Source organism: Micromonospora sp. NPDC047521, from assembly GCF_055587305.1.
This window is the reverse complement of record NZ_JBVJGN010000001.1, coordinates 283,842-308,405: the sequence shown is the minus strand read 5'-3', so window position 1 is coordinate 308,405 and position 24,564 is coordinate 283,842. Positions and strand designations below refer to the sequence as shown.

Below are 24,564 nucleotides of genomic sequence, written 5' to 3'. Positions count from 1 at the left end.
CCAGCCAAGCGGCACACGTCGCCGACGAGCGGTACCGGCTGGTCCGATCGGCCCTGGTGTGCGCCAATAGCTCCGAGTAGCGTGTTGCCTCCAACGCGTGCCGTTCCCCCTCCGGAGGCGTACACCACAATGGGTGGCACCCCCCTGCGCATCCTCGTCGTCGGCGCGGGCATCGCCGGTCTGGCCGTCGCCCGGGCGCTGCGCATGGCGGGCTTCCGACCCGACGTCACCGAGAAGCTGCCACCGGGGGAGTCCACCGAGACGGGCCTCTACCTGCCGGGCAACGCCGCCCGCGCACTGCGCCGGCTGGACCTGCACGACCCGGTCCGCCCGCTCGGGCAGGTGATCCGCCGGCAGCGCTTCTTCGACGCCGCCGGCGCCCCGCTGTGCGAGGTCGACCTAGACGCCCTGTGGGCAGGCGTCGGGGAGTGCCGGGCGCTGCCCCGGGCCGACCTGCACCGCGTGCTGCTCAGCGGCGCCGGCGGCGCGGTCCGCCACGGCGCGGAGGTCCGCACCCTGGACCTGCTCCCGGGCGCGGTCGGCGTCACCTTCACCGACGGCACCACAGGCGAGTACGACCTGGTCATCGGCGCCGACGGCCCCCGCTCCTCGGTCCGCGCGCTGGCCGCTCTCGGCGGGCCACCCCGCCCGGTCGGGCAGGTGGTCTACCGGGCCGTCCTACGAGACGGCCCACCGGTCACCGAGTGGACGGCCCTGCTCGGCCAGCGCTCCGGGTTCCTCATGGTGCCGATCGGCGCCGGAAGACTGCACCTGTACGCCGACGAGGCCGGCACCGAGGCACCCACCGACCCCCTCGCGCGGCTGCGGGACCTCTTCGCCGACTACCGGGGGCCGGTGCCCGAGGTACTTGCCGCGCTCGACTCCGTGCACGTCGGGATCACCGACGAGGTGGAACTGGGACGCTGGTACCGGGGTCGGGTGCTGCTCGTCGGCGACGCCGCGCACGCCACCGCGCCGACCCTGTCCCAGGGGGCGGCCATGGCCCTGGAGGACGCCGTGGTGCTGGCCGAGTCGCTGCGCGCCGCCGGCAGCGTGGACGCGGCGCTCGTGGCGTACGAGAGTCGTCGCCGTCCGCGTACCCGATGGGTGCGGGACCGGACCCGCGACCGCAACCGGACCCGGGACGTGCCGCCGGCGCTGCGCGACCCGCTGTTGCGCGGACGCGGCGGCCGCATCTTCGGGGAGCACTACCGGCTCCTGCTCGGCCCGCTGTAGATCCGTTGCAGATCGTGTCACGCCACCCCACGCGGCGCTGCGACCTGCCGGGGACTATCCTCCTTGCGGATGACGGCCCGCCGATAACCAGCGTGTGCCGAGCGGGACAACCGAGAACCGGAGGCCACTCGTGACCACCGTCGCACCCAAGCCGGTCGTGACCCGGCCCTGGCCGGTCCGGGAGCCGGTCAAGGGGTCGGCCATCGCGCGGCTGCTGCGAACCACGGACGCGAAGCAAATCGGGATCATGTACATGGTCACCGCGTTCGTGTTCTTCATGATCGGTGGCCTGATGGCCCTGGTCATGCGTGCTGAGCTGGCCCGACCGGGGCTTCAGTTCCTGTCGCCGGAGCAGTACAACCAGCTCTTCACGATGCACGGCACGATCATGTTGCTGTTCTTCGCGACGCCTATCGTGTTCGCCTTCGCGAACTACATCGTGCCGATCCAGATCGGCGCGCCCGACGTCTCCTTCCCCCGACTGAACAGCTTCGCCTACTGGCTGTACCTGTTCGGCGGCACGATGGCGACCGCCGGGTTCATCACCCCGGGTGGCGCCGCCGACTTCGGCTGGTTCGCGTACGCGCCGCTGAGCAGCGTCGAGCACTCGCCAGGCGTCGGCGCCAACATGTGGATCATGGGTCTGGCCATCTCCGGCCTGGGCACCATCCTCGGCGCGGTGAACATGATCACCACCGTGCTGACGCTGCGCGCGCCCGGCATGACCATGTTCCGGATGCCGATCTTCACGTGGAACATCCTGGTCACCAGCCTTCTGGTGATCCTGGTCTTCCCGCTGCTGGCCGCCGCGCTGTTCGCGCTCGCCGCGGACCGCATCCTCGGCGCGCACGTGTACGACCCCGCCACCGGCGGGCCGATGCTCTGGCAGCACCTGTTCTGGTTCTTCGGCCACCCCGAGGTGTACATCGTCGCGCTGCCGTTCTTCGGCATCATCAGCGAGGTCATCCCGGTCTTCTCCCGCAAGCCGATCTTCGGCTACAAGGGCCTGGTCGCCGCGACCGTGGCGATCGCCGCGCTCTCCATGAGCGTCTGGGCGCACCACATGTTCGCCACCGGTCAGGTGCTGCTGCCGTTCTTCAGCTTCCTGAGCTACCTGATCGCCGTGCCGACCGGTATGAAGTTCTTCAACTGGATCGGCACCATGTGGCGGGGCCAGATCAGCTTCGAGACGCCCATGCTCTGGGCGGTCGGCTTCCTGGTCACCTTCCTCTTCGGTGGTCTCACCGGTGTGCTGCTGGCCAGCCCGCCTATCGACTTCCACGTGTCCGACTCGTACTTCGTGGTGGCGCACTTCCACTACGTGCTCTTCGGCACGATCGTGTTCGCCGTCTTCGCCGGCATCTACTTCTGGTTCCCGAAGATGTTCGGCCGGATGCTCGACGAGCGCCTGGGCAAGATTCACTTCTGGCTCACCATGATCGGTTTCCACACCACGTTCCTGGTGCAGCACTGGCTCGGCAACGAGGGCATGCCCCGTCGGTACGCCGACTACCTGCCCAGCGACGGCTTCACCACGCTGAACACGATCTCCACGATCGGCGCGTTCATCACAGGTATCTCGACGCTGCCGTTCATCTGGAACTGCTGGAAGTCGTACAAGACCGGCCCGGTGGTCGAGGTCAACGACCCCTGGGGTCACGGCAACTCGCTGGAGTGGGCGACCAGCAGCCCGCCGCCGCTGCGCAACTTCGACCGGATGCCCCGCATCCGCTCCGAGCGGCCGGCGTTCGACGCGAAGTTCCCCGAGCTGGCCGCTGGCCAGAGCGTTGCCGGCCCGCCGGAGGGTGGCGCCAAGCCGCTCACCAGCGAGTCGGACGGTGGGGCCAGCTACAACGAGGACACCGCCAGCGACGTCGACAGGCACTGACGCTCGACTACGCCGTACGACGGGCGCCGCCCCCGGGACACCGGGAGCGGCGCCCGTCGCCATGTCCGGCCCTGCTCGCCCTGCCCTGCTCTGCTCGGCGCAGCCCGCAGCCCGCAGCCCGCAGCCCGCGGCCGGGCCGGCTTGGTGGCCTGCGGCTCGCTGGCTCGGCAGCCCGGCAGCCCGGCTTCGCGGCCGGGCTGCGGCGGCAAGCGTGCTGACGAGCGATATACCTGTGCGGCATATTTATGACTCACAGGTATATCGCTCATCCGTCTGCGGGGGCCGCCAGCGGGGCCGCCCGCCGGACAGCCGCCACCACGCTGGAGCGGCGCTGCGGCGGCCCGCCTCCGGTCTGTGATCCCACCTCGCGGCGTGCGGGTGCCAGCTTGCAGTGTGCCCCGCCGTCGGCGTGTGGCCCGCCGGTCGGCGTGTGGCCCGCCGGTCGGCGTGTGGTCCGCCGGTCGGCGTGTGGTCCGCCGGTCGGCGTGTGGTCCGCCGGTCGGCGTGTGGTCCGCCGGTCGGCGTGTGGGCCCAACCTCAGCGGATGGCGGTGGCCAGGTCCGTCCCGGTGGGCGCCGGCAGGGTCGGCCCGGCGTCGTTGCGGCGGCGGCGCAGCTCGATCGGGAGCACCACGAGGGTGACCAGCGCGCCGAGCGCACCTGTCACGACGAAGCCCCACAGCGGCGCGCTGGCGTCGATCACGGCGCCGGCGAGCGGCGCGCCGACCGCGATGCCGACGGTGACGGCGGAGCCGTGCAGGCCCATCGCCTCGCCACGTACCTCGGCCGGAACGAGTCGGCTTACCGCGTCGGACGAGGCCGCGATGGTGGGCGCGCAGAGCGCGCCGGCCGGGATCAGCGCCAGGCAGAGCAGCCACCAGTGTGCGCCGCCCAGCCCGACCGGGATGGTGCACACGGCCAGCGCCGCGGTCAGGACCAGCGGCGAGAACGAGCGGTGCACGGCCCCGTAGGCGAAGCCGCCGGCCAGCGACGCGACCGCCCAGATGGCAAGCACCGCGCCGGTCCAGCCGACCTCTCCGCTGGCCCGCAGTACGGCGACCACGGCCACGTCGGTGCCGCCGAGCACCAGGGTCGCGGCGGTGCTGAGCGCCAGCACGGCGAGCAGCCGGGGGGTCAGCCACTCCCGGCGCGGCACCCGGCGCGGCGGGCCGCTGGGCTCGGTGGCGCCACGGATCGGCGGGTTGACCACCCACAGGGCGATGCCGGCCGCGACGATGCCGCCGCCGACGAGGTACATGGTGGTCTGGGCGGAGATCGCGGTGACCAGCGCCACCGCCAACGCCGGGCCGATCATGAAGGACAGCTCCACCGACATCGAGTCCAGCGCGTACGCCGGGCGGCGTTGGTCCTCCGGGACCAGCGCGGCGATCGACTGGCGGACCACCGAGAAGATGGGCAGGGCCAGCGAGCCGGCCACGAACGCGGTCGGCAGCAGCACGGGGTACGGCAGCGTGGGCGCGGTGGACCAGAAGATCGCCTCGGCGATGGCGGTGAGCACCAGAACCGGACGCAGGCCACGCCGGTCCACCAGACGGCCGAGCAGCGGCCCGCCGATCGCCGCACCCACGGTGACCGCCGCGCCCACCAGGCCGGCGGCCCCGTAACCACGGTCGAGGTCGAGCACCACATGGAAGGTGAGCGTCACACCTGTCGCGGTGAGCGGGATGCGGGCGAGGACGGCTACCAGCAGCAACGGCCGCAGGCCGGGCAGGGCGAGCGCTGTCCGGTAAGGCTTCATGTTCACGTCGGTCCGTACCTCCGGCGACATCCTCGACCGGCGGCGGTCCGAAGGCCAACCATTTATCGCCTCATGCGGCAGTGATCACAGGCTCTCCGTGCAGGGTCACCCCGGCGCCGTCCATCGCGCGCAGGGCCACGTCCGTGGTGTCCGGGGCGACGGCCGCGGTCAGCTCCAGCAGCACGGTGGTCGCGAAACCCTCGCGGGCGGCGTCCAGCGCGGTCGCCCGGACGCAGTGGTCGGTGGCGATCCCGACCAGGTCGACCCGGTCCACGTCGTGCCGGCGCAGCCAGTCGGCCAGGCACTCGCCGTCGTCGGCGTGCCCCTCGAACCCGGAGTACGCGGCGGCGTGCTCGCCCTTGTGGAAGATCGCCTCGACCCGGCCCGTGTCCAGCTCGGGGTGGAACTCCGAGCCGGCGGTGCCCACCACACAGTGCCGGGGCCAGGAGTCCACGAAATCCGGCGGATCACCGAAGTGCGCACCCGGGTCGACGTGGTAGTCCTTGGTGGCGACCACGTGCGACCACCGGTCCGGCTCGGCGGCGAGCAGGCGGGAGATGCCGGCAGCCACCCCCGCCCCGCCCGCGACGGCCAGCGAGCCGCCCTCGCAGAAGTCGTTCTGCACGTCCACGATGATCAGCGCGTTCGCCATGGGGTCTCCCTCTCGGTCAGGTCAGCTGGCGGGTACGACGGTGACCGGCACGGCCGGGTCGCCGGCGGAGAGCTTCAGCCCCTCCCACGGGATGGAGATCAGGCATTCGCGCAGGTGCTCGCGGGACTGGTCGAGGGTGGGCAGCGCCACCGGTTCGCCGTCGACCACGTACGAGCGCTGGAGCATCCGGTCGTTGGGCTGCCGGTCCGGCACGCCCTGCGGGACGATGATCTCTTCGGTGGCGGTGCCGGTCGGCTTGTGCCGGCGCACGGCCACCTTCCGGCCGCCGATGGTCGCCTTGTGCTCCGAACGCTTCACCACCGGCCGGCCCTCGACCTCGACGAGCTTGTAGACCAACCCGGCGGTCGGTGCCCCGGAGCCGGTGACGACTGCCGTCCCCGCGCCGTACATGTCGACCGGTTCGGCGGCCAGCGCGGCGATCGAGTACTCGTCGAGGTCACCCGAAACGATGATCTTGGTTTCGGTGGCGCCCAGCGAGTCCAGCAACTCCCGCGACTGCTGCGCGATGACCGCCAGGTCACCCGAGTCGATCCGGACCGCCCGCAGTTCCGGCCCGGCCACCGCGATGGCGTTGCGGATGCCCTGGCTGATGTCGTACGTGTCGACGAGCAGCGTGGTGTCCTTGCCCAGCGTGGCCACCTGCGACGCGAACGCGGCCCGCTCGTCGTCGTGCAGCAGCGTGAACGCGTGCGCCGCCGTACCCGCCGTGGGGATGCCGTAGCGGGCTCCCGCCGCCAGGTTGGACGTGAACCGGAACCCGGCCAGGTACGCGGCCCGGGCCGCGGCCACCGCTGACTCCTCGTGCGCCCGGCGCGACCCCATCTCGATGAGCGTCCGGCCCCGCGCCGCGGTCACCATCCGGGCCGCCGCGGCGGCGACGGCGCTGTCGTGGTTGAGCACCGAGAGCGCCAGCGTCTCCAGCACCACGCACTCGGCGAAACCGCCGGAGACCGTCAGGATCGGCGAGCCGGGGAAGAACAGCTCACCCTCGGCGTACCCGTCGATGTCGCCTGTGAAGCGGTAGTCCGCCAGCCAGGCCGCCGCCGCCTCGTCGACCACCCCGGTCCGGCGCAGGAAGTCGATCTCCGCCTCGTCGAAGCGGAAGTCGCGGATCATCTCGATCAGCCGGGCCGTGCCGGCGACCACGCCGTAGCGGCGGCCGGACGGCAGTCGACGGGTGAAGACCTCGAAGACGCAGCGGCGGTCGGCGGTGCCGTCCTTCAGTGCCGCGCTGACCATGGTCAGCTCGTAGTGGTCGGTCAGCAGCGCGGGGCGGAGGGTGCTCACCGCCCCAGCCTAAGGTTCAGCCGACGTCGCCGCCCTCGTGGCCCGGGATCGACCGCAGCGCCGCCCACAGCTCGGTCCGCCCGGTCACCCCGAGCTTGGTGTAGATCCGCTGGAGGTGGTTCTCCACCGTGCGCGCGGAGAGGTAGAGCCGTTCGGCGATGGCCCGGCTGGGCGCACCGTGCGCGGCGAGGCGGGCCACCTGCCACTCGCGCTCGGTGAGCACCGGCACACCGGCGTTCAGCGCCGGCGTACGGATCAGGTCGCAGCGGCCGAGCAGGCCCGCCAGCCGCTCGCGGGCGTCGTTGGCCGCGGCCGACTGCTGCCGGCGCAGCCGCTGCGCGGCCTGGGCGGTGGCCTCGGCGGCGAACACGGTCAGCTCCAGCGCCGCGTAGTCGTCGGCGACCGCGAGCAGGTCGGTGGTGGAATCGGTCGCGGCGGCCCGGGCGTGCCGGGCCAGCAGCGGCGGCAGCACCCCGTCGACCCGTTCGGAGAGTTCGGCGAGGCGCTGCGCGACGGTACGCCGGCCGCCGTCCGAGCAGGTGGGCCCGACAGGCATCGAGGCCTGGTCCAGTCGTACCAGGTCGTGCAGGACGTGCACCTCGTGCCCGGCGAAGTTGTCCGCGCGCAGCCGGTCCACCAGGTCGCCGAGGTGTTTGACGGCGCCCGGCAGGTCGCCCGACGCGGCGAGCGTCGCGCCGCGGGCCTGCTCCAGCCACGGGTAGAGCACCGCCATGCCCGGCGCGTGGGTGCGGTCCGCCTCGGCCATCGCGGCGGCGGCCTGCGTCGCGTCGCCGCGCAGCGCCGCCGACTGGGCCCGTTCGGCCTGGGCCAGGCCGGCGTAGACGCGGCTGGTGGCCAGCACCGCGCAGGCGCCCAGCGACGTCCGCATCGCCGCGTCGCTCTGCCCGCGGAGTCGTGCCGCGTACGCCTGGAGGATGGCCAGGTAGCCGGTGCCGAGCCGGAAGTCACCGGCGCCCGCGAGGTCGGCGAACTCGTCGGCCACGATCGCGTCGATCCCGGCCAGGTCGCCGGTGAGCATGAGCCGGGTGCCCCGGGCCAGCTCCAACGCCAGTTGCAGGTACGGCATGTCGGTGCGCCAAGTGGCCGCCGCGGAGTGCACCTGGGCGATCGCGGCACCGCTGCGGGTCAGCTCGCCCTGGGCGGCCTGGACGTACGCGATGGTGGAGCGGGCCAACTCCCGGGCGGCGACGCCGGCGGCCGGCCGGTCCAGTACGCGTTGGCTGAGCCGCACCGCGGCCGTCGTGTCCAGTCGGTGCAGGCGCATGATCGCCTCGAAGGCGTGCACCCGGGCGCGGTCGGCGGAGTCGCTGATCCGCTCCGCCTTGCGCGCGATCTCCTCCACGGTGGACTCCTGGCTCAACCCCCAGTAGCTGACCATTCCCCGTACCGTCAGCCAGCGGCAGAGCCGCCGCTCGTCGCCGGGCTCGGGAGTCACCGCGTCGAGGACGTCGATGGCCTCGTCCGGCCGGTCGGCGAACATCAGGATGGTGGCCAGCAGCTCGGCGGCGTCCGAACCGCCGTCGGCGTCCAGCGCGGCGCGGGCCAGGCGGGTCGCCAGCGGTACGTCGTAGCGGGTGAACGCCTGCACCGCGGCGTCCACCAGCAGGGCCGGGTCCTGTGCGGTGCCGGAGTCCAGGCGCCAGACCGCCACCCGCAGGAGATCGTCGCGGCGGCGCTTGCCGACGTGCTCCAGCAGCTCCGCGAGGCGGGCCTGGAGGCGCCGGGTGCGGCTGACCGGGCAGCGGCGGCGCAGCACCTCGCCGTAGAGCGGATGGGCCAGCCGGACGTTTGTGCGCCGGTCATGCTGCACGACTGTGATCAGGCCGCGCTCCTCGGCCATCTCCACGTCCGCCTGGTCGGCGGCCTGGTTGAGTAGGTGCAGGCCGAGGGGCTCGCCGAAGGCGACCAGCTCACCCACCGTGCGGACGCCGTCGGTGAGCTGCCCGACCCGGGTGTCGATCAGGTCGGTCAGGTTGGGTGCCAGCTCCAGCCGCCCGGTCCACTTCCAGATCCCGTAGGTGCGCTTGAGCTCCTCGCTGCCGGTGGCGGCGTGCACCAGCTCGCGCAGCAGCAGCGGGTTGCCGGACGAGAGTCGGCCCAGCCGGTCGGCGGAGCCGGCGTCGACCGGGCCGCCCAGCATCTCCGCCAGCAGGCCGGCGGTGTCCGCCGGTGGCATCGGTGTCAGCTCGACGTGCTCGACCAGGTCGTCGGTCCACAGCGCACGGATCGGCAGGGGGATCTGCTCACCGTCGCGCAGCGTGCCGACCACAGTGGCGTTCTCGGTGCGTGCGACGAGGTGCACGAGTGCCGCGGACGGGGGATCGAGCAGGTGCGCGTCGTCGATGGCCAGGACGATCCGTCGGCCGGCGGCCTGTTGTTGCAGCACGTCCAGCGCCCAGCGGAGAATCCCGGCGGGGGAGAGGCCCTGCGGCTGCTCGGCGGGGAGGACCTGCACCAGCCCGCCGAACGGCAGCGCCGCGGTGGTGGCGCTCGCCGCGATGGACCAGCTGGCGTACCTGTCGCTGGGCAGCGTGGCGACGCCCTCGCGCAACAGCCGGCTCTTGCCGATGCCGGCGCTGCCGCTGAAGAAGAGCCCTCGACCGGCCTCGCCGGTCACCGCTGCCAGCAGGCGGTTGAGTTCATCGGTGCGGCCGACGAACTTCCATCGACTCATTCGCGCAGCATATCCATCGAGACCTGTGCGCGCCCGTACCGTCACGCACCGAAGTTGAGTAATCTCGCGATTACCGCTGAGTATCCGAGGTGTTCCGCCCGGTCACCGGCCCGCCCGTACTCTTCCGGCATCCGGGTAGCGTCACCGGAGATTCCACGCGACCGGGTTCCCCCGGTCACCTGCCCTGGGAGGCCACCCGATGAAGCAGGGCCCTCTCCCCTCGGTCGACTCGTCCGACGACGTGTCCGGCCACACCGACCTGCCCAGCTGCGGCCCGCTGCCCACCCGCACGGGCGTGACCGGTCCGGCCCCCGAGGAGCCGCTCGGCGTGGTCGCCGTCGGCCCGGCCGGCGCCGAGCGGCGTACCGTGCTCGCCACCCTGCTGGGCCTGGACCCGGTCATGCTCACCGTGCCGGCGGGCAGTTGGCTGGTGGTGCGGCATGCCAAGGTGCCGACCCGGGCGGCGTTCGTCCCCGGCTACCGCCAGCCCTACTCGTACGGGGCGGACCGTGACGCGGCCGGGCCGGCGCTGGCCCGCCCGCCCCGACGGGTCGAGTTGAGTGTGGCCGAGCCGCTGCTGCGGCACTTCACGCTCGTCGACACACCAGACACGGGCACGCTCGGCGTGGCAGGCGTCCGGGTTCTGCTGGACGCGGTGGGCAGGGCCGGCGCGCTGCTCTTCGTGATCGCGGCCGACCAGGCGTTCACCGCCACGGAGCTGAATCTGCTCGCCGAGGTCGCCCCGGCGGCCGTGGAGGTCGTCTTCGCTGTCACCCCGGGCTCGGCGGGCTGGGGCACGCCGGTCGAGTGCGCGGCTTCGACGACCCGGGACGCGGGGGCGCCCGTCGCGTCGAACGAGGTGGATCCGATCGCGGTGACCGTGGAGGCGCACCGCGCGGCGCTGCTGGCCGCGGTGCCGGCGTTGGCCGGCGCGCGCTGGTTCCCGGTCGCCGACGCCGCCTCCGCCGCCGACCTGCGCCGGGCCCTGGTGGGCTGGTCCGCGGGTGAGGGCCTGCAACGCGCAAGCGCCGATCCTCCGGTGCTGCCCGGCCAGCACGACCGGGTGGCCGTCGTCGCCGATCCGGGGGACTGGGCCGAGCAACTCGACCGGCAGACCCGCTCCTGCTCGCAGCGCATCCGTCAGCATCTCGCCCTGGAGTTGGCCAACATCCACCTGCGGGCCGTTCAGGAGATCGTCTTCGGGGTCGGCTGCCCCGGCCTGCCCGACCTGCTGGACCGGGAGATGGCCGCCCTGTCGTTGCTCGCCACCACGCAGTGCGACCACGCGGTGCGCGGCATCCTGTCCGACACGGCGGCCCGGGTGCTCGGCGCCCCACCCGCCGAGGGTGTGCGCCGCCGGATCGCCACCGCCGTGCAGTACGGCCTGACCGACCACCGCGACGGCGGCGACCTGGACCGGGTGTTGTTGATCACCAGCACGGCCGGGGTGGCCAACCTGACCGGCACGGACGCGATCGACGCGCTCGCCGGCTATCCGGCGTCGTCCCGCGACGAGGTGCTCCCGCCGGTGGCGGTGGCGCTCTCCGGCGGGTGCTGGCAGCAGTGGCGTACGCCCGGCAACGCCGACCACAACGCGGCGCGGGCCTGGTCCCAGCGGGCGTTGCGGGAGGTCGAGCTGGGGTTGTCCCGGGAGATCTCCAGGCGATTCGAGGTGATCCGTCTCTCGCTCGGCGCGGTGCTCTCCGATGCGGTCGACCACGGCATCCTGCTCGCCTGACGGCGTGGTCGACCCACCGTCAGGGCTCGCCCCACCCTTCGCGGCCGACGACGTCCGCGGCGGGTCCGGCGCGGCCGGAGTGGGCGATCCTCGCCGGGCCGGCGTTCCGGTTCCTCGGTTCCGGGAAACCGGTGGCACGATGGGGGGCATGGCGGCTCCACAGGTTGCACCGGTCGAGACGCCGGACACTGACGAGGTGCCGGCGGCTGACCGGCAATGGGTGACGATCGTGTGGGACGACCCGGTCAACCTGATGACGTACGTGACCTGGGTCTTCCAGAAGCTCTTCGGCTACAGCCGGGAGAGGGCCGAGCAGCTCATGCTTGACGTGCACCACAAGGGCAGGGCCGTGGTCTCCACCGGCGCGCGGGAGCGGATGGAGCACGACGCGTCGCAGCTGCACGCGTACGGGCTGTGGGCGACGGTGGACAAGTCGTGAGCATGTTCCGTCGCCAGGCCGGCTGCTATGTCGCCACCTTCGCCGTCGACGAGGTGCGGGTGCTGCGCAAGGTCGCCTCCGAGGTGGTCGGCCTGCTCACCGATGGCTTCGACCACACCGACCCGGTCGTCGGCCGGCTCTTCCCGGCGGTCTACCCGGAGGACGTGGCGGGCTCCGCCGAGTTCCGCCGCTACACCGAGGGCGACCTGAAGACCGCCAAGATCGATCAGGCGGGCGCGATCCTGGCCGCGTTGCCCGACGAGGCCGGTGGTGAGGTGCGGCTGGACGCCGAGGCGGCCGAGGCGTGGCTGCGGGCGTTGAACGACGCGCGGCTGGCGATGGGTGTCCGCCTGGAGATCAAGGACGGCACCGACCTGGGCGAGGAGCTGGACGACGCGGTCACCGAGGACCCGGGCTCCAGCCGGGTGTTCCAGCTGTCGGTCTACGCGTATCTCGGGTATCTACAGGAGTCGCTGCTCAACGCCTTGATCGACTAGGCGTGACCGGCACCACTTCAGCCCCCGTCCGACAGGGGTTAGGCTGGTGCACGTGCTGAGCATCGACCGGTCGATCATCGACGCGATCGTCGCCCACGCGCGCCGGGACCACCCCGACGAGGCGTGCGGCGTCGTCGCCGGTCCCGTCGGCAGCGACACCCCGACCCGGCACATCCCGATGGACAACGCGGCGCGTTCGATGACCTTCTACGAGTTCGACTCGATGGAGCATCTGCGCGTGTGGCGCGAGATGGACGACCGCGACGAGGAGCCGGTGGTCATCTACCACTCGCACACCGCCACCGAGGCGTACCCGTCCCGGACCGACGTCTCCTTCGCCGGCGAGCCGGGCGCGCACTACCTGCTCGTCTCGACCCGCGAGCCCGACTCGGAGGAGATCCGGTCGTTCCGGATCGTCGACGGCGTGGTGACCGAGGAGCCGGTCCAGATCGTGGAGGCCGCCGTCGACCCGCACGCCGTCCAGTCGTACATGTTCGGGCAGAGCCCGGCGACGGTCGACTACGAGTGTTCCGGCCGCTGATCCGTCAGCGTCCGCACCCGTTTCGTCCCGTCACCCAGGCACACCTGAACGAGGAGCACGACATCATGGCTATCGAGGTTCGCATCCCCACCATCCTGCGCAGCTACACCGGCGGCGCCAAGGTCGTCGACGGCGCCGGCGACACCCTCGGCGACCTGCTCACCGACCTGGACTCCCGGCACGCCGGGCTGCGGGGCCGGCTGGTCACCGAGGCCGGCGCCCTGCACCGCTTCGTCAACGTCTACGTCAACGACGAGGATGTCCGGTTCCTCGGCGCGCTGGACGCCAAGCTCTCCGACGGTGACAGCGTCACCATCCTGCCGGCGGTGGCCGGCGGCGCGTTCGGCTTCGCGGCCGCTGCCGCGATCAGCCAGCACGCCGTCGCTGCTCGCTGAGGACGGCCGCCGTGGCGCGGTACGACAGCCTGCTCGACGCGTGCGGGGGCACACCGCTCGTCGGTCTGCCCCGGCTCTCGCCGACGGTGCCCGAGGGTGCTCCGCCGGTGCGGCTCTGGGCCAAACTGGAGGACCGGAACCCGACAGGCAGCATCAAGGATCGGGCCGCGCTGTTCATGGTCCGTGCCGCTGAGGAGGCTGGCCGGCTCCGCGCGGGTGACACCATCCTCGAACCGACGAGCGGCAACACGGGCATCTCGCTGGCGATGGTGGCGAAGCTGCGCGGCTACCGGCTGGTCTGTGTGATGCCGGAGAACGTCTCGACCGAGCGGGTCCAGTTGCTGCGCATGTACGGCGCCGAGATCATCTTCTCGCCGGCGGCGGGCGGGTCGAACCAGGCCGTGGCCACCGCGAAGCAGATCTCCGCCGAGCATCCCGACTGGGTGATGCTCTACCAGTACGGCAACGAGGCGAACGCCCGGGCCCACTACGAGACGACCGGGCCGGAGTTGCTGCACGACCTGCCCACCATCACGCACTTCGTGGCCGGGCTGGGCACGACGGGCACGCTCATGGGCACCGGTCGCTATCTGCGGGAGAAGGTCGACGGCATCCAGGTCGTGGCCGCCGAGCCGCGTTACGGCGAGCTGGTCTACGGGCTGCGCAACATCGACGAGGGGTACGTGCCGGAGCTGTACGACGCCTCGGTGCTGTCCCGGCGGTTCTCGGTGGGCACCCGGGACGCGGTGCTGCGCACCCGGCAGCTCGTCGAGGTGGAGGGCATCTTCGCCGGGTTCTCCACGGGCGCGATCCTGCATGCCGCGCTCGCGGTGGCGCACGAGGCGGTCCGCGACGGTCGCCGGGCCGACGTGGCGTTCGTGGTCTGCGACGGCGGTTGGAAGTACCTGTCCACCGGCGCGTACGGCGGGACCCTGGCCGACGCCGAGGACGCCCTGGAGGGCCAGCTCTGGGCCTGAGCGGAGTGGTCGTTGGGTACGGGCCGTCGACGTCTGCGTCGGCGGCCCGAACGCTGCCGGCACCACTGTGAGCAGGTGTCACGTTCGTGACAAGTTCCAGCGGATGATTCTTGCCTTCGGGTCCCTCAGCGTAGGCTGCCCAGCGTGGCGTACGCGTCGGTAGAGATCATGTCTGGAGCGACGGCCGGCACCAATACTACTGACAGCGACAGTAGGACGACCAGATGCGACTGACCGTCCTGGGTTGCGCCGGCAGCTTTCCCGGCCCCGAGTCCCCGTGCTCTGCGTACCTCGTCGAGGCCGAGGGCTTCCGACTCCTTGTCGACTTCGGATCCGGGTCGCTGTCCAGCCTCCAGCGGTACGCGGGGCTGCACGCCCCCGACGCGATCCTGCTGACCCACCTGCACTGCGACCACATCCTCGACGCCGTCACGTACGTGGTCGTCCGCCGGTACGCCCCGGAGGGCCCCTATCCGGCCCTGCCGGTGTACGCGCCCGCCGGCGCTCCCGACCGGCTCAGCGCCGCGTACCACGACGACGGCACGGTGGAGGACGTCTACCAGTTCTACGCGCTGGAGCCGGGCACGTTCCCGATCGGCCCGTTCACGGTCACCGTCGACCGGGTCAACCATCCGGTCGAGACGTACGGGGTGCGGCTGGAGCACGACGGCAGGTCGCTGTGCTACTCGTCGGACACCGCGCCGTGCGACGCGTTGCTGCGGCTGGCCCAGAATGTCGACGCCTTCCTGTGCGAGGCGAGCTTCCTCGACGGGGTGGACAATCCTCCGGATCTGCACCTGACCGGCCGGGAGGCCGGCGAGACGGCGACCAAGGCGGTGGTGGGTCGGCTGCTGCTCACCCACCTGGTGGCGGCCTGGGGCAGCGAGGCGCACACGTTGGAGTCGGCCGCCTCCGCGTACACCGGGCCGATCGACGTGGTCCGGCCCGGCGCCAGCTACGACATCTGACCTCGCACACGCCCGAGGTGGTAGGCGCCGGCCGCGGTCGCCGGAATCTCCGGATGCGCGACGCGGACACCGGTCGGGACACCGCGGCGGAGGTGGATCACCGCACCGCATAGGGTGCAGGCATGGCGCGACCTGACGGGCGAGGGCCCTCTCAACTTCGACCGGTGACCCTGACGCGGGGCTGGAGCACCCACCCGGAGGGCTCGGTGCTCGTCGAGTTCGGCGGCACCCGGGTGCTCTGCACGGCGAGTGTCACCGAGGGGGTGCCCCGCTGGCGCAAGGGCTCCGGGCTCGGCTGGGTGACCGCCGAGTACGCGATGCTGCCCCGGGCCACCAACACCCGCTCCGACCGGGAGAGCGTCAAGGGCCGGGTCGGTGGCCGGACCCACGAGATCTCCCGCCTGATCGGCCGCAGCCTGCGCGCGTGCATCGACCTCAAGGCGCTCGGCGAGAACTCGGTGGTCCTCGACTGCGACGTGCTCCAGGCCGACGGCGGCACCCGCACGGCCGCGATCACCGGCGCGTACGTCGCGCTGCACGACGCGGTCAGCTGGCTGGCCGCCCGCAAGTTGCTCGCCGGCAAGCCGGAGAAGGTCATGCACCGTTCGGTGGCCGCGGTCAGCGTGGGGATCATCGCCGGCGAGCCGCGCCTGGACCTCTGCTACGAGGAGGACGTCGCCGCCGAGGTGGACATGAACGTGGTGTGCACGGGCGCGGGCGACTTCGTCGAGGTGCAGGGCACCGGTGAGGCTGGCGTGTTCGCCCGGGACCAGCTCGACAGCCTGCTCGACCTGGCCGTGGCCGGGTGCGCCGAATTGGCCGAAGCCCAGCGAAAGGCACTGCTGTGAACAAGGTCCTGCTGGCCACGCGCAACCAGAAGAAGCTTGTGGAACTCCAGCGCATCCTGGACGCCGCGCTCGGCGCGCACCGGGTCGCCCTGCTCGGCCTGGACGACGTCGAGGACTATCCGGAGCTGCCCGAGTCCGGTCTCACCTTCGGCGAGAACGCGCTGATCAAGGCCCGGGAGGGCTGCGGGCGCACGGGGCTGCCGACGATCGCCGACGACTCCGGTCTCGCCGTCGACGCGCTCAACGGGATGCCGGGGGTGCTCAGCGCCCGCTGGGCGGGCAGCCACGGCGACGACCGCGCCAACCTCGAACTGGTGCTGGACCAGATCGCCGACCTGCCCGACGACCAGCGGTCCGCCTCCTTCGTCTGCACCGTGGCTCTGGTGCTGCCCGGCGGCAAGGAGCACCTGGTCGACGGCCGGCAGTCAGGTCGCCTGCTGCGTACCCCGCGCGGTGACGGCGGGTTCGGCTACGACCCGATCTTCGTGGGCGACGGGCAGGACCGGACCAACGCCGAGTTGACCCCGGCGGAGAAGGACGCGATCAGCCACCGGGGCAAGGCGCTGCGCGAGCTGGCCAAGCTGGTCGCCAAGGTGCTGCCGCCCGCCGCCTGACGTGCGCGAGGTGCTGCCGCCCGCCGCCTGACGTGCGCGAGGTGCTGCCGCCCGCCGCCTGACGTGCGCGAGGTGCTGCCGCCGGCCGCCTGACGTGCGCGAGGTGCTGCCGCCCGCCGCCCTGACCCGCGGCGGACGACAGCGACCGGGCGGAGGTCAGCCCAGCGGGCCGATCTCCCGTTCGATGGCGGCGCGCAGCTGCGGGCCGGCCACCACCGCGCGGGCCGCCTCCATGACGGGGGCGAGGAACACGTCCGGGCCGGGTTCGCCTGCCGCCCCGCCCAGGGCGGCGACGGCGGCCCGACCGGCCGGCGACGGCACCAGCGGCGCACGCAGTTGGAGCCCGCGTACGCCGGCCAGCAGCTCCACCGCGAGCAGACTGGTCAGGTTGTCCAGGACGGTGCGCAGCTTCTTGGCCGCCGCCCAGCCCATCGAGACGTGGTCCTCCTGCATGCCGCTCGTGGGAAGCGAGTCCACCGACGCGGGGGAGGCCAGACGCCGGTTCTCCGCGACGATCCCGGCCGCCGTGTACTGGGCGATCATCAGCCCGGAGTTCACCCCGGCGTCGGGGGAGAGGAACGCGGGCAGTTCCCGGGACCGGGTGACGTCCAGCAGCCGGTCCACCCGCCGCTCGGCGATCGCCCCCACCTCGGCGGCGGCGATGGCGAGGAAGTCCGCGGCGAAGCCGAGCGGCGCGCCGTGGAAGTTACCTGTCGACTCGACCCGGCCGTCGGGCAGCACCACCGGGTTGTCCACCACCGACACCAGCTCCCGGCCGGCGACGGTGCGGACGAAGTCCAGGGTGTCCCGGGCCGCGCCGGCGACCTGCGGGGCACACCGCATCGAGTACGCGTCCTGCACGGCGTGCGCCAGGTCGTCGCGGTGCGAGTCCATCACCCGGGAGTCCTGCAACAGGCGGTGGATGTTCGCCGCCGACGTCGCCTGACCGGGGTGCGGGCGGATCGCGTGCAGCTCGGGCAGGAACGGCCGCTCCGAACCGAGCATCGCCTCGATGGCCAGCGCGGCCGTCACGTCGGCCATGGCGAACAGGTGCGCCGCGTCGTGGATGGCCAGCAGCAGCATGCCGAGCATGCCGTCGGTGCCGTTGATCAGCGCCAGCCCCTCCTTGGCGGCCAGTTCGATCGGCTTGAGCCCGGCGGCGGCAAGCACGTCGGCCGCGTCGCGCCGCTCGCCGGCCGGCCCGAGCACCCAGCCCTCGCCGAGCAGCACCAGCGCGCAGTGCGCCAGCGGCGCCAGGTCACCTGACGCGCCGAGCGAGCCGTGCTCCGGCACCCACGGGGTGATGTCGTGGTTGAGCAGGTCGACGAGCGCCTCGGCGACGAGCGGGCGGACGCCGGATCGGCCCAGTGCGAGCGACCGGACGCGCAGCAGCATCATGGCCCGGACCACCTCGCGGGGCATGGGCGCGCCCACCCCTGCGGCGTGCGAGCGGATCAGCGCGTGTTGCAGTTCGGCCCGCCGCTCCGGCGCGACGAAGGTGTTCGCCAGCGCCCCGAACCCGGTCGACACGCCGTACACGGGCCGTCCGGCGGCCTCGATGCCGTCCACGATGGCGCGGCTGGTCGCCATGGCCTCCCGGGTGGCCGGGTCGAGGACCACCGTGGCGGTGCCGCGGGCCACCGCGAGGACGTCGTCGGCGGAGATCCCGGTGGGCTGGATTGTCACGTTCGTCATTGCGGAACTCCGTTGAGCAGAACCTTGCGGATCAGGGGGACACCGGGCCGGTAGGCCAGGTGCAGGTAGGACGGCGCGTCCAGGACGACGAGGTCGGCCCGCGCGCCGGGGGTGAGCACGCCGACGTCGTCGCGGCGCAGCGCCCGTGCGCCGCCGGCGGTCGCGGCCCGGACCGCCTCCGCCGGGGTCATCCGCATCTCGCGGACCGCGAGGGCGATGCAGAAGGGCATCGACGAGGTGTACGACGAGCCGGGGTTGCAGTCCGTCGCCAGCGCGACTGTGACACCGGCGTCGAGCAGCCGGCGGGCGTCGGGGTAGGGCGAGCGGGTGGAGAACTCGGCGCCGGGCAGCAGGGTGGCGACGGTGGTGGTGTGCGCGCCCGCGAGCGCGTCGACGTCGACGTCGGACAGGTGGGTGCAGTGGTCCACGCTCGCCGCGCCAAGCTCCACCCCGAGTTGCACGCCCGGGCCGGGGCCGAGCTGGTTGGCGTGCAGTCGTACGCCCAGCCCGACGGCCTGCCCGCAGGCGAGGATGGCCCGGGCGTGGTCGACGTCGAAGGCGCCCCGCTCGCAGAACACGTCGATCCACTTCGCGTGCGGCGCGGCGGCGGCCAGCATCGGCCCGCAGACGAGGCCGACGTAGTCGTCGGGACGATCGGCGTACTCGGCGGGCACCACGTGCGCCCCGAGGAAGGTGGTCTCGGTGCTGGTCTCGGCGGCGATCCGCAGCGAGCGGGCCTCGTCGGCGACTGTCAGCCCGTACCCACTCTTGATCTCCATGGTCGTGGTGCCCTGGCGCAGGGCCTCCCCGCGCAGCCGGCGCACGGTGGCCCGCAGGTCGTCGTCGCCGGCGGCCCGGGTCGCGCCGACAGTGGTGCGGATCCCGCCGCCGGTGTACGGCTGGCCGGCCATCCGGGCGGCGAACTCGGCGGCCCGGTCCCCGGCGAAGACCAGGTGGGCGTGGCTGTCCACGAAACCGGGCAGCACGGCGGCCCCGCCGGCGTCCACCCGCCGGTCGGCGGCCGGCGCGTACGCGGCCGCGCCGACCCAGGCCACCCGGCCGTCCTCGACCAGCACTGCCGCGTCGCGGCGGATGCCCAGCGGGCCCTCGCCGAGACCGTTGGTGACCAGCTCGCCGATGTTGTCGACAAGCAGGCTGCCGCTCATGACGGCGTCACCGCCTCGATCGACGCCGCCAGTTCGGCTGGCACGTCGACGCTCAGGTGCCGGCCCTCGGCCACCACCACCCGACCGTCCACCACCACCTGGTCGACGTCCGCAGCCCCGGCCGCGAAGAACGCGCCCACCGGCGGAACCCCGGCGGTGCGGGCGCTGTCCAGCCGTACCGTCACCAGGTCGGCACGGCAGCCGACGGCGATCCGCCCGGCGTCGGCCCAGCCCAGCGCCGCGTGCCCGGTGGCGCTGGCGGCGGTAAGCAGGTCCACGGGGCTGAAGTGGCCGCGCCGGCGGGTACGCAGCCGCTCGTCCAGCTCCACAGCCCGGGCCTCCTCGAACAGGTCGATCACGGCGTGGCTGTCGCTGCCGAGGCTCAACCGGATGCCCGCCTCGGCCATGAGCCGGGCCGGGCCGATGCCGTCGGCGAGGTCGCGTTCGGTGGTCGGGCAGAGGCACACCCCGGTCCGACTGTCGGCGAGCACCGTGAGGTCGGCGCTCGTCGGGTGGGTGGCGTGCACGGCTGTCGTGCCCGGCCCGAGGACGCCGTGTTCGGCGAGCAGAGCGGTGGGGCTACGCCCGTGCACGGCCCGGCACTCGTCGTTCTCGGCGGGCTGCTCGGAAAGGTGCACGTGCAGGGGCGCCTGCCGGTCCCGGGCCCAGTCGGCGACCGTGCGGAGCTGGTCGGCGGGGACCGCCCGCACCGAGTGCACGGCCGCGCCGACCCGGGCGTGGCCGTCGGTGGGTCGGAACGCCGTCGCGCGCCCGGCCCACCGCGTCGCGTCCCCGTCACCGAAACGCCGCTGCGGCCCGGCGAGGGGCCGGCCGTCCACGCCCGCGCTCAGGTAGCAGGTGTCCAGCAGGGTGAGCCGGATCCCGGCGTGCGCGGCGGCCTCGACAAGCGCCACGCCCATCGCGTTCGGGTCGTCGTACGCGCCGCCGTCGGGCCTGTGGTGCAGGTAGTGGAACTCGCCGACGCACGTGATGCCCGCGAGGGCCATCTCGGCGTAGACGGCGCGCGCCAGGGCGAGGTAGGTGTCCGGGTCAAGCCGGTCCGCGACGGCGTACATCCGGTCACGCCAGCTGAAGAAGTCACCCCGGCCGCCGTGGGTACGCCCCCGCAGCGCCCTGTGGAACGCGTGCGAGTGCGCGTTGGCCAGCCCGGGCAGGGTCAGGCCGGGAAGCGGCACGGCGTCGGCGTACACCTCCACCCCGGCCGGTGGCCGGCTCCCGGGGGTCAGCGGCGTCACGGCGCTGATCCGGCCGTCCTCGACCTCGATCAGCACGTCGGGCGTGGGTTCGGCGTGCTCGGGCAGCCAGGCGTACTCGGCGAGCCAGCGGGTGGAGGTCATGCTCCCAGCCTCCCTTCGGTGCGACCCTCCGGCGGGCACACCACGTCGATCAGCCGCATGTCAGTTCCTCCAGCACGCGGGCCAGCGCGCGCACCCCTGCGGCGCAGTCCTCGTCGGTGGCCGCCTCGAAGGGGGAGTGCGACACCCCGGTCGGGTTGCGCACGAAGAGCATCGCGGTGGGCAGGTGAGCGGCGAGCACCCCCGCGTCGTGTCCCGCGCCGGTGGGCAGCACCGGGGCGTCGAGCAGCGTGGCCAGCCGCTTGGCAAGCCCACCGTCGAACGCGACGAGCGGGGTCACCGACTCCTCCGTGACCGTCACCTCCGTACCGTCGCGGCGGGCCCGCTCGGCGAGCTTGCCGCGTACCGCGTCGACCAGCCCGGTCAGTGTCTCCGGGTCGGCGGCGCGGGCGTCCAGCCAGCCGGTCACCTTCGACGGGATGGCGTTCGTGGCGTTGGGTTCCACGGCGACCCGGCCGACTGTTGCGTGCGCGCCGCGCAGCCGGGCCTCCTTGTTCGCGGCCAGCACCGTGAACGCGTAGGTGAGCATCGGGTCGCGGCGGTCGGCCATCCGGGTGGTACCCGCGTGGTTTCCCTCGCCGACCACGTCGAAGCGCCAGCGGCCGTGCGGCCAGATCGCGCTCGCCACCCCGACCGGCGCGTCCGCGTCGACGAGCGCGCGGCCCTGCTCGACGTGCAGCTCCACGAAGGCGCCGAACCGGCCCAGCAGGTCCGGCCGGGCGCCCGCCGGCCGGTCGCCGAGCGCCTCGGCGAAACCCACCCCGGCCGCGTCGCGCAGGCCGGCCGCGCGGTCGGCCGCAAGCGCGCCGGTGAGCAGCCGCGATCCCAGACACGGTACGCCGAAGCGCGCCCCCTCCTCCTCCACGAACGCGGCGAGCACCAGCGGCCGGGTCGGGGTGACCCCCGCGGCGCGCAGCTCGTCCACGGCCAGGAACGCGCTGACGATGCCGAGCGGCCCGTCGTACGCCCCGCCGTGCGGCACCGAGTCGAAGTGACTGCCGGTCAGCACCGCGTCGGAGCCCTCCGGGTCACCCCAGTGCGCGAAGAGGTTGCCGTTGCCGTCCCCGGTGACCGGGAGGTCCCGCCGCTGCGCCTGGGAGCGGAACCAGGCACGCAACTCCAGCTCGGTTTCCGTCAGGGCGTAGCGCAGGTAGCCACCGCTGCCGGCGTCCCGCCCGACCGGAGCGATCTCGTCCCACAGAGCCCGGAACCGGCTCGACAGGTCGTCGCTCACGCGCCGCCACCCTCCGCCATCGGCACCCGCACCCCGGTGCGCGCGGCGACGTCGCGGGCGATGTCGTAGCCGGCGTCGACGTGCCTGATGACGCCCATCGCCGGGTCGTTGGTGAGGACCCGCTCGATCTTCTGGCCGGCGAGGGCGGTGCCGTCGGCCACGCAGACCTGACCGGCGTGGATCGACCGTCCGATGCCGACACCGCCGCCGTGGTGGATGGACACCCAGGAGGCGCCGCTCGCCGTGTTGACGAGAGCGTTGAGCAGCGGCCAGTCGGCGATCGCGTCGGAGCCGTCGGCCATCCCCTCGGTCTCCCGGTACGGGCTGGCGACGCTGCCGGTGTCCAGGTGGTCCCGGCCGATGACGACAGGGGCGGAGAGTTCACCGGAGGCGACCATGTCGTTGAACCGCACACCTGCCCGGTCCCGCTCGCCCTGACCGAGCCAGCAGATCCGGGCCGGCAGGCCCTGGAAGGCGACCCGCTCACCGGCCAGCTTGATCCACCGTGCGAGGGACTCGTTCTCCGGGAACAGCTCCAGGATGGCCCGGTCGGTGGCGGCGATGTCGGCCGGGTCGCCGGAGAGCGCCGCCCACCGGAACGGGCCCCTGCCCTCGCAGAACAACGGCCGGATGTACGCGGGCACGAAGCCGGGGAAGTCGAAGGCGCGCTGGTACCCACCGAGCTGCGCCTCACCCCGGATCGAGTTGCCGTAGTCGAACACCTCGGCGCCGGCGTCGAGGAAGCCGACCATCGCCTCGACGTGCCTCGCCATCGACGCCCGCGCCCGATCGGTGAACTCGGCGGGTTTCGCCGCCGCGTAGTCGCGGGCGTCGGCCAGTTCCACGCCCACCGGCAGGTACGCCAGTGGGTCGTGCGCGCTTGTCTGGTCGGTCACGATGTCGATCTCCACGCCCCGGCTGAGCAGCTCGGGGAAGACCTCGGCGGCGTTGCCCACCACGCCGACGCTCAGCGCCCGCCGGTCCCGCTTCGCGGCGAGGGCCCGCTCGACCGCGTCGTCGAGGGAGTCCGCGACCTCGTCCAGGTAACGGTCGTGCACCCGCCGGTCGAGGCGGGTCCGGTCCACGTCCACGATCAGGCAGACGCCGTCGTTCATGGTGACGGCTAGGGGCTGCGCGCCGCCCATCCCGCCGCAGCCGGCGGTGAGCGTCAGCGTGCCCGCCAGGCTGCCCCCGAACCGTTTGGTGGCTACCGCCGCGAACGTCTCGTAGGTGCCCTGGAGGATCCCCTGGGTGCCGATGTAGATCCACGAACCGGCTGTCATCTGCCCGTACATGGTCAGGCCGAGCTGTTCGAGGCGGCGGAACTCCGGCCAGGTCGCCCAGTCGCCGACCAGGTTCGAGTTGGCCAGCAGCACGCGGGGCGCCCACTCGTGCGTGCGCATGACACCCACCGGGCGGCCCGACTGCACGAGCATCGTCTCGTCCTCGCGCAGGTCGGTGAGCGTACGGACCAACGCGTGGTACGACGGCCAGTCCCGCGCGGCCCTGCCGGTGCCTCCGTAGACGACCAGGTCGTCGGGGCGTTCGGCCACCTCGGGGTCGAGGTTGTTCATCAACATCCGCAGGGCGGCCTCCTGCGGCCAGCCCCGGGCGGTGAGCTGGCTGCCCCGTGCGGCACGGACGGGCTGGGTCATCTCTGGTCTCCTCCGGTCATCCGAGGAACAACTGTCGGCGGGCCGCGGAGGCTTCGAACGCCTCCAGTCGGCGTTGGGTGTCGGCCGGCGCGGCGTCGCAGATCGCCTGCAACAGCACCATGGCCAGGGTCATCGGGGCGGTGTGCAGGTCGAAGACGAGCTGCGCGCCGACAGCCGCGGGCAGCACCACGTCGGCGTGCTCGGTGGCCGGGCTCACCGGCGAGTCGGTGATCGCCACCACTGTCAGCCCGGCGGCGCGCGCCTCGCGCAGCGCGTCGAGCGTCTCCCGGGGATAGCGGGGCAGCACGAAGGCGAGCAGTGCGGACGCGCCCGCCTCAGCGGCCTGTTCCAGGCGGTCGGTGAGCAGGCTGCCCGCGTCGTCGAGGACCCGTACGTCCGGGTGGACCTTGGCGGCGAAGTAGGCGAAGTACGCGGCCAGCGGCGCGGCGGCGCGCAGGCCGAGCACCGGCAGCGGGCGGCTGGCGGCGAGCAGCCGGCCGGTCTCGGCGATCCGGTCCCGGTCGGCGAGCTGTCCGGCCAGCCGGTCCAGGTTGCCCATCTCGGCGCGTACCGCCTGCTGGAGCTCGTTGCCGGCGTCCACCGGCGGGCCGGCGGCGGCGGTCAGGTCGCGCAGCCGGCGGCGCAACGCCGGATAGCCGTCGTGGCCGAGCGCGACGGCGAACCGGGTGACCGACGGCTGGCTAACCCCTGCCAGTTCGGCGACCTCGGCCGCCGACAGGTACGCCACGGCCGGCGCGTGCTGCACGAGGCAGTGGGCGATCCGCCGCTGGGTGGGGGTGAGCCGCACTCCGTCGAACAGGTCCAGCACCTGCTCGACCGACGCTCCTTCATTCACAGCGTGACTCTATGCATGAAAACTTTCA

The 24,564-nt window shown here is 72.9% G+C and carries 21 protein-coding genes; 11 read left to right on the top strand and 10 right to left on the bottom strand.

Going from position 1 to position 24,564, the window contains the following annotated elements; all coding sequences use genetic code 11:
- The first annotated feature begins 129 nt into the window (after nt 1-129).
- Both ACZ6N8_RS01435 and ctaD read left to right on the top strand, forming a co-directional pair.
- Nucleotides 130-1,236, top strand: a complete 1,107-nt coding sequence (locus ACZ6N8_RS01435) for an FAD-dependent monooxygenase (protein WP_364367389.1) — start codon at nt 130-132, stop codon at nt 1,234-1,236.
- Between the two features lie 130 nt (nt 1,237-1,366).
- A complete protein-coding gene (gene ctaD / locus ACZ6N8_RS01430; RefSeq protein WP_357980462.1) occupies nt 1,367-3,124 on the top strand; it encodes an aa3-type cytochrome oxidase subunit I in 1,758 nt (585 codons plus the stop codon).
- Between the two features lie 537 nt (nt 3,125-3,661).
- Here the strand turns inward: ctaD and ACZ6N8_RS01425 are convergent.
- Genes ACZ6N8_RS01425 through ACZ6N8_RS01410 form a run of 4 tightly spaced genes read right to left on the bottom strand, consistent with a single transcriptional unit; the run spans nt 3,662 to nt 9,537 of the window.
- On the bottom strand, nt 3,662-4,912 hold the full coding sequence (locus ACZ6N8_RS01425; RefSeq protein WP_466006828.1) for an MFS transporter: 1,251 nt from the start codon (nt 4,910-4,912) through the stop codon (nt 3,662-3,664).
- A gap of 40 nt (nt 4,913-4,952) precedes the next feature.
- On the bottom strand, nt 4,953-5,534 hold the full coding sequence (locus ACZ6N8_RS01420) for an isochorismatase family protein (protein ID WP_466006827.1): 582 nt from the start codon (nt 5,532-5,534) through the stop codon (nt 4,953-4,955).
- A gap of 21 nt (nt 5,535-5,555) precedes the next feature.
- On the bottom strand, nt 5,556-6,842 hold the full coding sequence (locus ACZ6N8_RS01415) for a nicotinate phosphoribosyltransferase (protein WP_387112348.1): 1,287 nt from the start codon (nt 6,840-6,842) through the stop codon (nt 5,556-5,558).
- 16 nt (nt 6,843-6,858) lie between these two features.
- A complete protein-coding gene (locus ACZ6N8_RS01410) occupies nt 6,859-9,537 on the bottom strand; it encodes a LuxR C-terminal-related transcriptional regulator (RefSeq protein WP_466006824.1) in 2,679 nt (892 codons plus the stop codon).
- 199 nt (nt 9,538-9,736) lie between these two features.
- Between ACZ6N8_RS01410 and ACZ6N8_RS01405 the strand changes: the two genes are divergently transcribed.
- The 9 genes from ACZ6N8_RS01405 (at nt 9,737) to rdgB (ending at nt 16,554) form a co-directional block, all read left to right on the top strand.
- Complete coding sequence (locus ACZ6N8_RS01405) at nt 9,737-11,275, top strand: P-loop NTPase family protein (protein ID WP_466006822.1); 1,539 nt, start codon at nt 9,737-9,739, stop codon at nt 11,273-11,275.
- 148 nt (nt 11,276-11,423) lie between these two features.
- The gene (gene clpS, locus ACZ6N8_RS01400; RefSeq protein ID WP_139583456.1) at nt 11,424-11,714 is read left to right on the top strand and encodes an ATP-dependent Clp protease adapter ClpS; all 291 of its coding nucleotides are present in this window, start codon (nt 11,424-11,426) and stop codon (nt 11,712-11,714) included.
- Nucleotides 11,715-11,716: 2 nt separating this feature from the next.
- Entirely contained in the window at nt 11,717-12,211 is a 495-nt protein-coding gene (locus ACZ6N8_RS01395; RefSeq protein ID WP_364370649.1) for a DUF2017 domain-containing protein, read from the top strand.
- Between the two features lie 52 nt (nt 12,212-12,263).
- Nucleotides 12,264-12,752: a M67 family metallopeptidase gene (locus tag ACZ6N8_RS01390; RefSeq protein WP_357980479.1), complete on the top strand. Its 489-nt coding sequence runs from the start codon at nt 12,264-12,266 to the stop codon at nt 12,750-12,752.
- 65 nt (nt 12,753-12,817) lie between these two features.
- On the top strand, nt 12,818-13,147 hold the full coding sequence (locus ACZ6N8_RS01385; protein ID WP_139583459.1) for a MoaD/ThiS family protein: 330 nt from the start codon (nt 12,818-12,820) through the stop codon (nt 13,145-13,147).
- An 11-nt stretch (nt 13,148-13,158) separates the two neighbouring features.
- The gene (locus tag ACZ6N8_RS01380; RefSeq protein WP_364367363.1) at nt 13,159-14,124 is read left to right on the top strand and encodes a PLP-dependent cysteine synthase family protein; all 966 of its coding nucleotides are present in this window, start codon (nt 13,159-13,161) and stop codon (nt 14,122-14,124) included.
- 224 nt (nt 14,125-14,348) lie between these two features.
- On the top strand, nt 14,349-15,092 hold the full coding sequence (locus ACZ6N8_RS01375; RefSeq protein WP_466006820.1) for an MBL fold metallo-hydrolase: 744 nt from the start codon (nt 14,349-14,351) through the stop codon (nt 15,090-15,092).
- A 122-nt stretch (nt 15,093-15,214) separates the two neighbouring features.
- Nucleotides 15,215-15,940: a ribonuclease PH gene (gene rph, locus ACZ6N8_RS01370; protein ID WP_466006819.1), complete on the top strand. Its 726-nt coding sequence runs from the start codon at nt 15,215-15,217 to the stop codon at nt 15,938-15,940.
- Nucleotides 15,937-16,554, top strand: coding sequence for an RdgB/HAM1 family non-canonical purine NTP pyrophosphatase (rdgB, locus tag ACZ6N8_RS01365; RefSeq protein WP_466006818.1), 618 nt, complete (start codon nt 15,937-15,939; stop codon nt 16,552-16,554). Before rph ends, rdgB begins: the two co-directional genes overlap by 4 nt.
- Before the next feature lie 156 nt (nt 16,555-16,710).
- Here rdgB and hutH read toward each other — a convergent pair whose 3' ends face one another.
- From hutH to ACZ6N8_RS01335, 6 genes are read right to left on the bottom strand one after another with little or no spacing between them, the layout of a single operon-like run.
- Nucleotides 16,711-18,249 (bottom strand): histidine ammonia-lyase, encoded by a 1,539-nt coding sequence (gene hutH / locus ACZ6N8_RS01360; RefSeq protein ID WP_466006817.1) that lies wholly within the window; start codon nt 18,247-18,249, stop codon nt 16,711-16,713.
- Nucleotides 18,246-19,415 (bottom strand): imidazolonepropionase, encoded by a 1,170-nt coding sequence (gene hutI, locus ACZ6N8_RS01355; RefSeq protein ID WP_466006816.1) that lies wholly within the window; start codon nt 19,413-19,415, stop codon nt 18,246-18,248. Before hutI ends, hutH begins: the two co-directional genes overlap by 4 nt.
- Nucleotides 19,412-20,773 carry a formimidoylglutamate deiminase gene (locus tag ACZ6N8_RS01350; RefSeq protein ID WP_466006815.1) on the bottom strand — a complete coding sequence of 454 codons (1,362 nt, stop codon included), beginning with the start codon at nt 20,771-20,773 and terminating at the stop codon, nt 19,412-19,414. Before ACZ6N8_RS01350 ends, hutI begins: the two co-directional genes overlap by 4 nt.
- Before the next feature lie 49 nt (nt 20,774-20,822).
- Nucleotides 20,823-22,025: an allantoate amidohydrolase gene (locus ACZ6N8_RS01345; protein WP_466006814.1), complete on the bottom strand. Its 1,203-nt coding sequence runs from the start codon at nt 22,023-22,025 to the stop codon at nt 20,823-20,825.
- Nucleotides 22,022-23,680: a urocanate hydratase gene (hutU, locus tag ACZ6N8_RS01340; protein ID WP_466006813.1), complete on the bottom strand. Its 1,659-nt coding sequence runs from the start codon at nt 23,678-23,680 to the stop codon at nt 22,022-22,024. The genes ACZ6N8_RS01345 and hutU overlap by 4 nt, the downstream gene beginning before the upstream one ends.
- 16 nt (nt 23,681-23,696) lie before the next feature.
- Nucleotides 23,697-24,536 (bottom strand): MurR/RpiR family transcriptional regulator, encoded by an 840-nt coding sequence (locus tag ACZ6N8_RS01335; RefSeq protein WP_466006812.1) that lies wholly within the window; start codon nt 24,534-24,536, stop codon nt 23,697-23,699.
- Between the last annotated feature and the right edge of the window lie 28 nt (nt 24,537-24,564).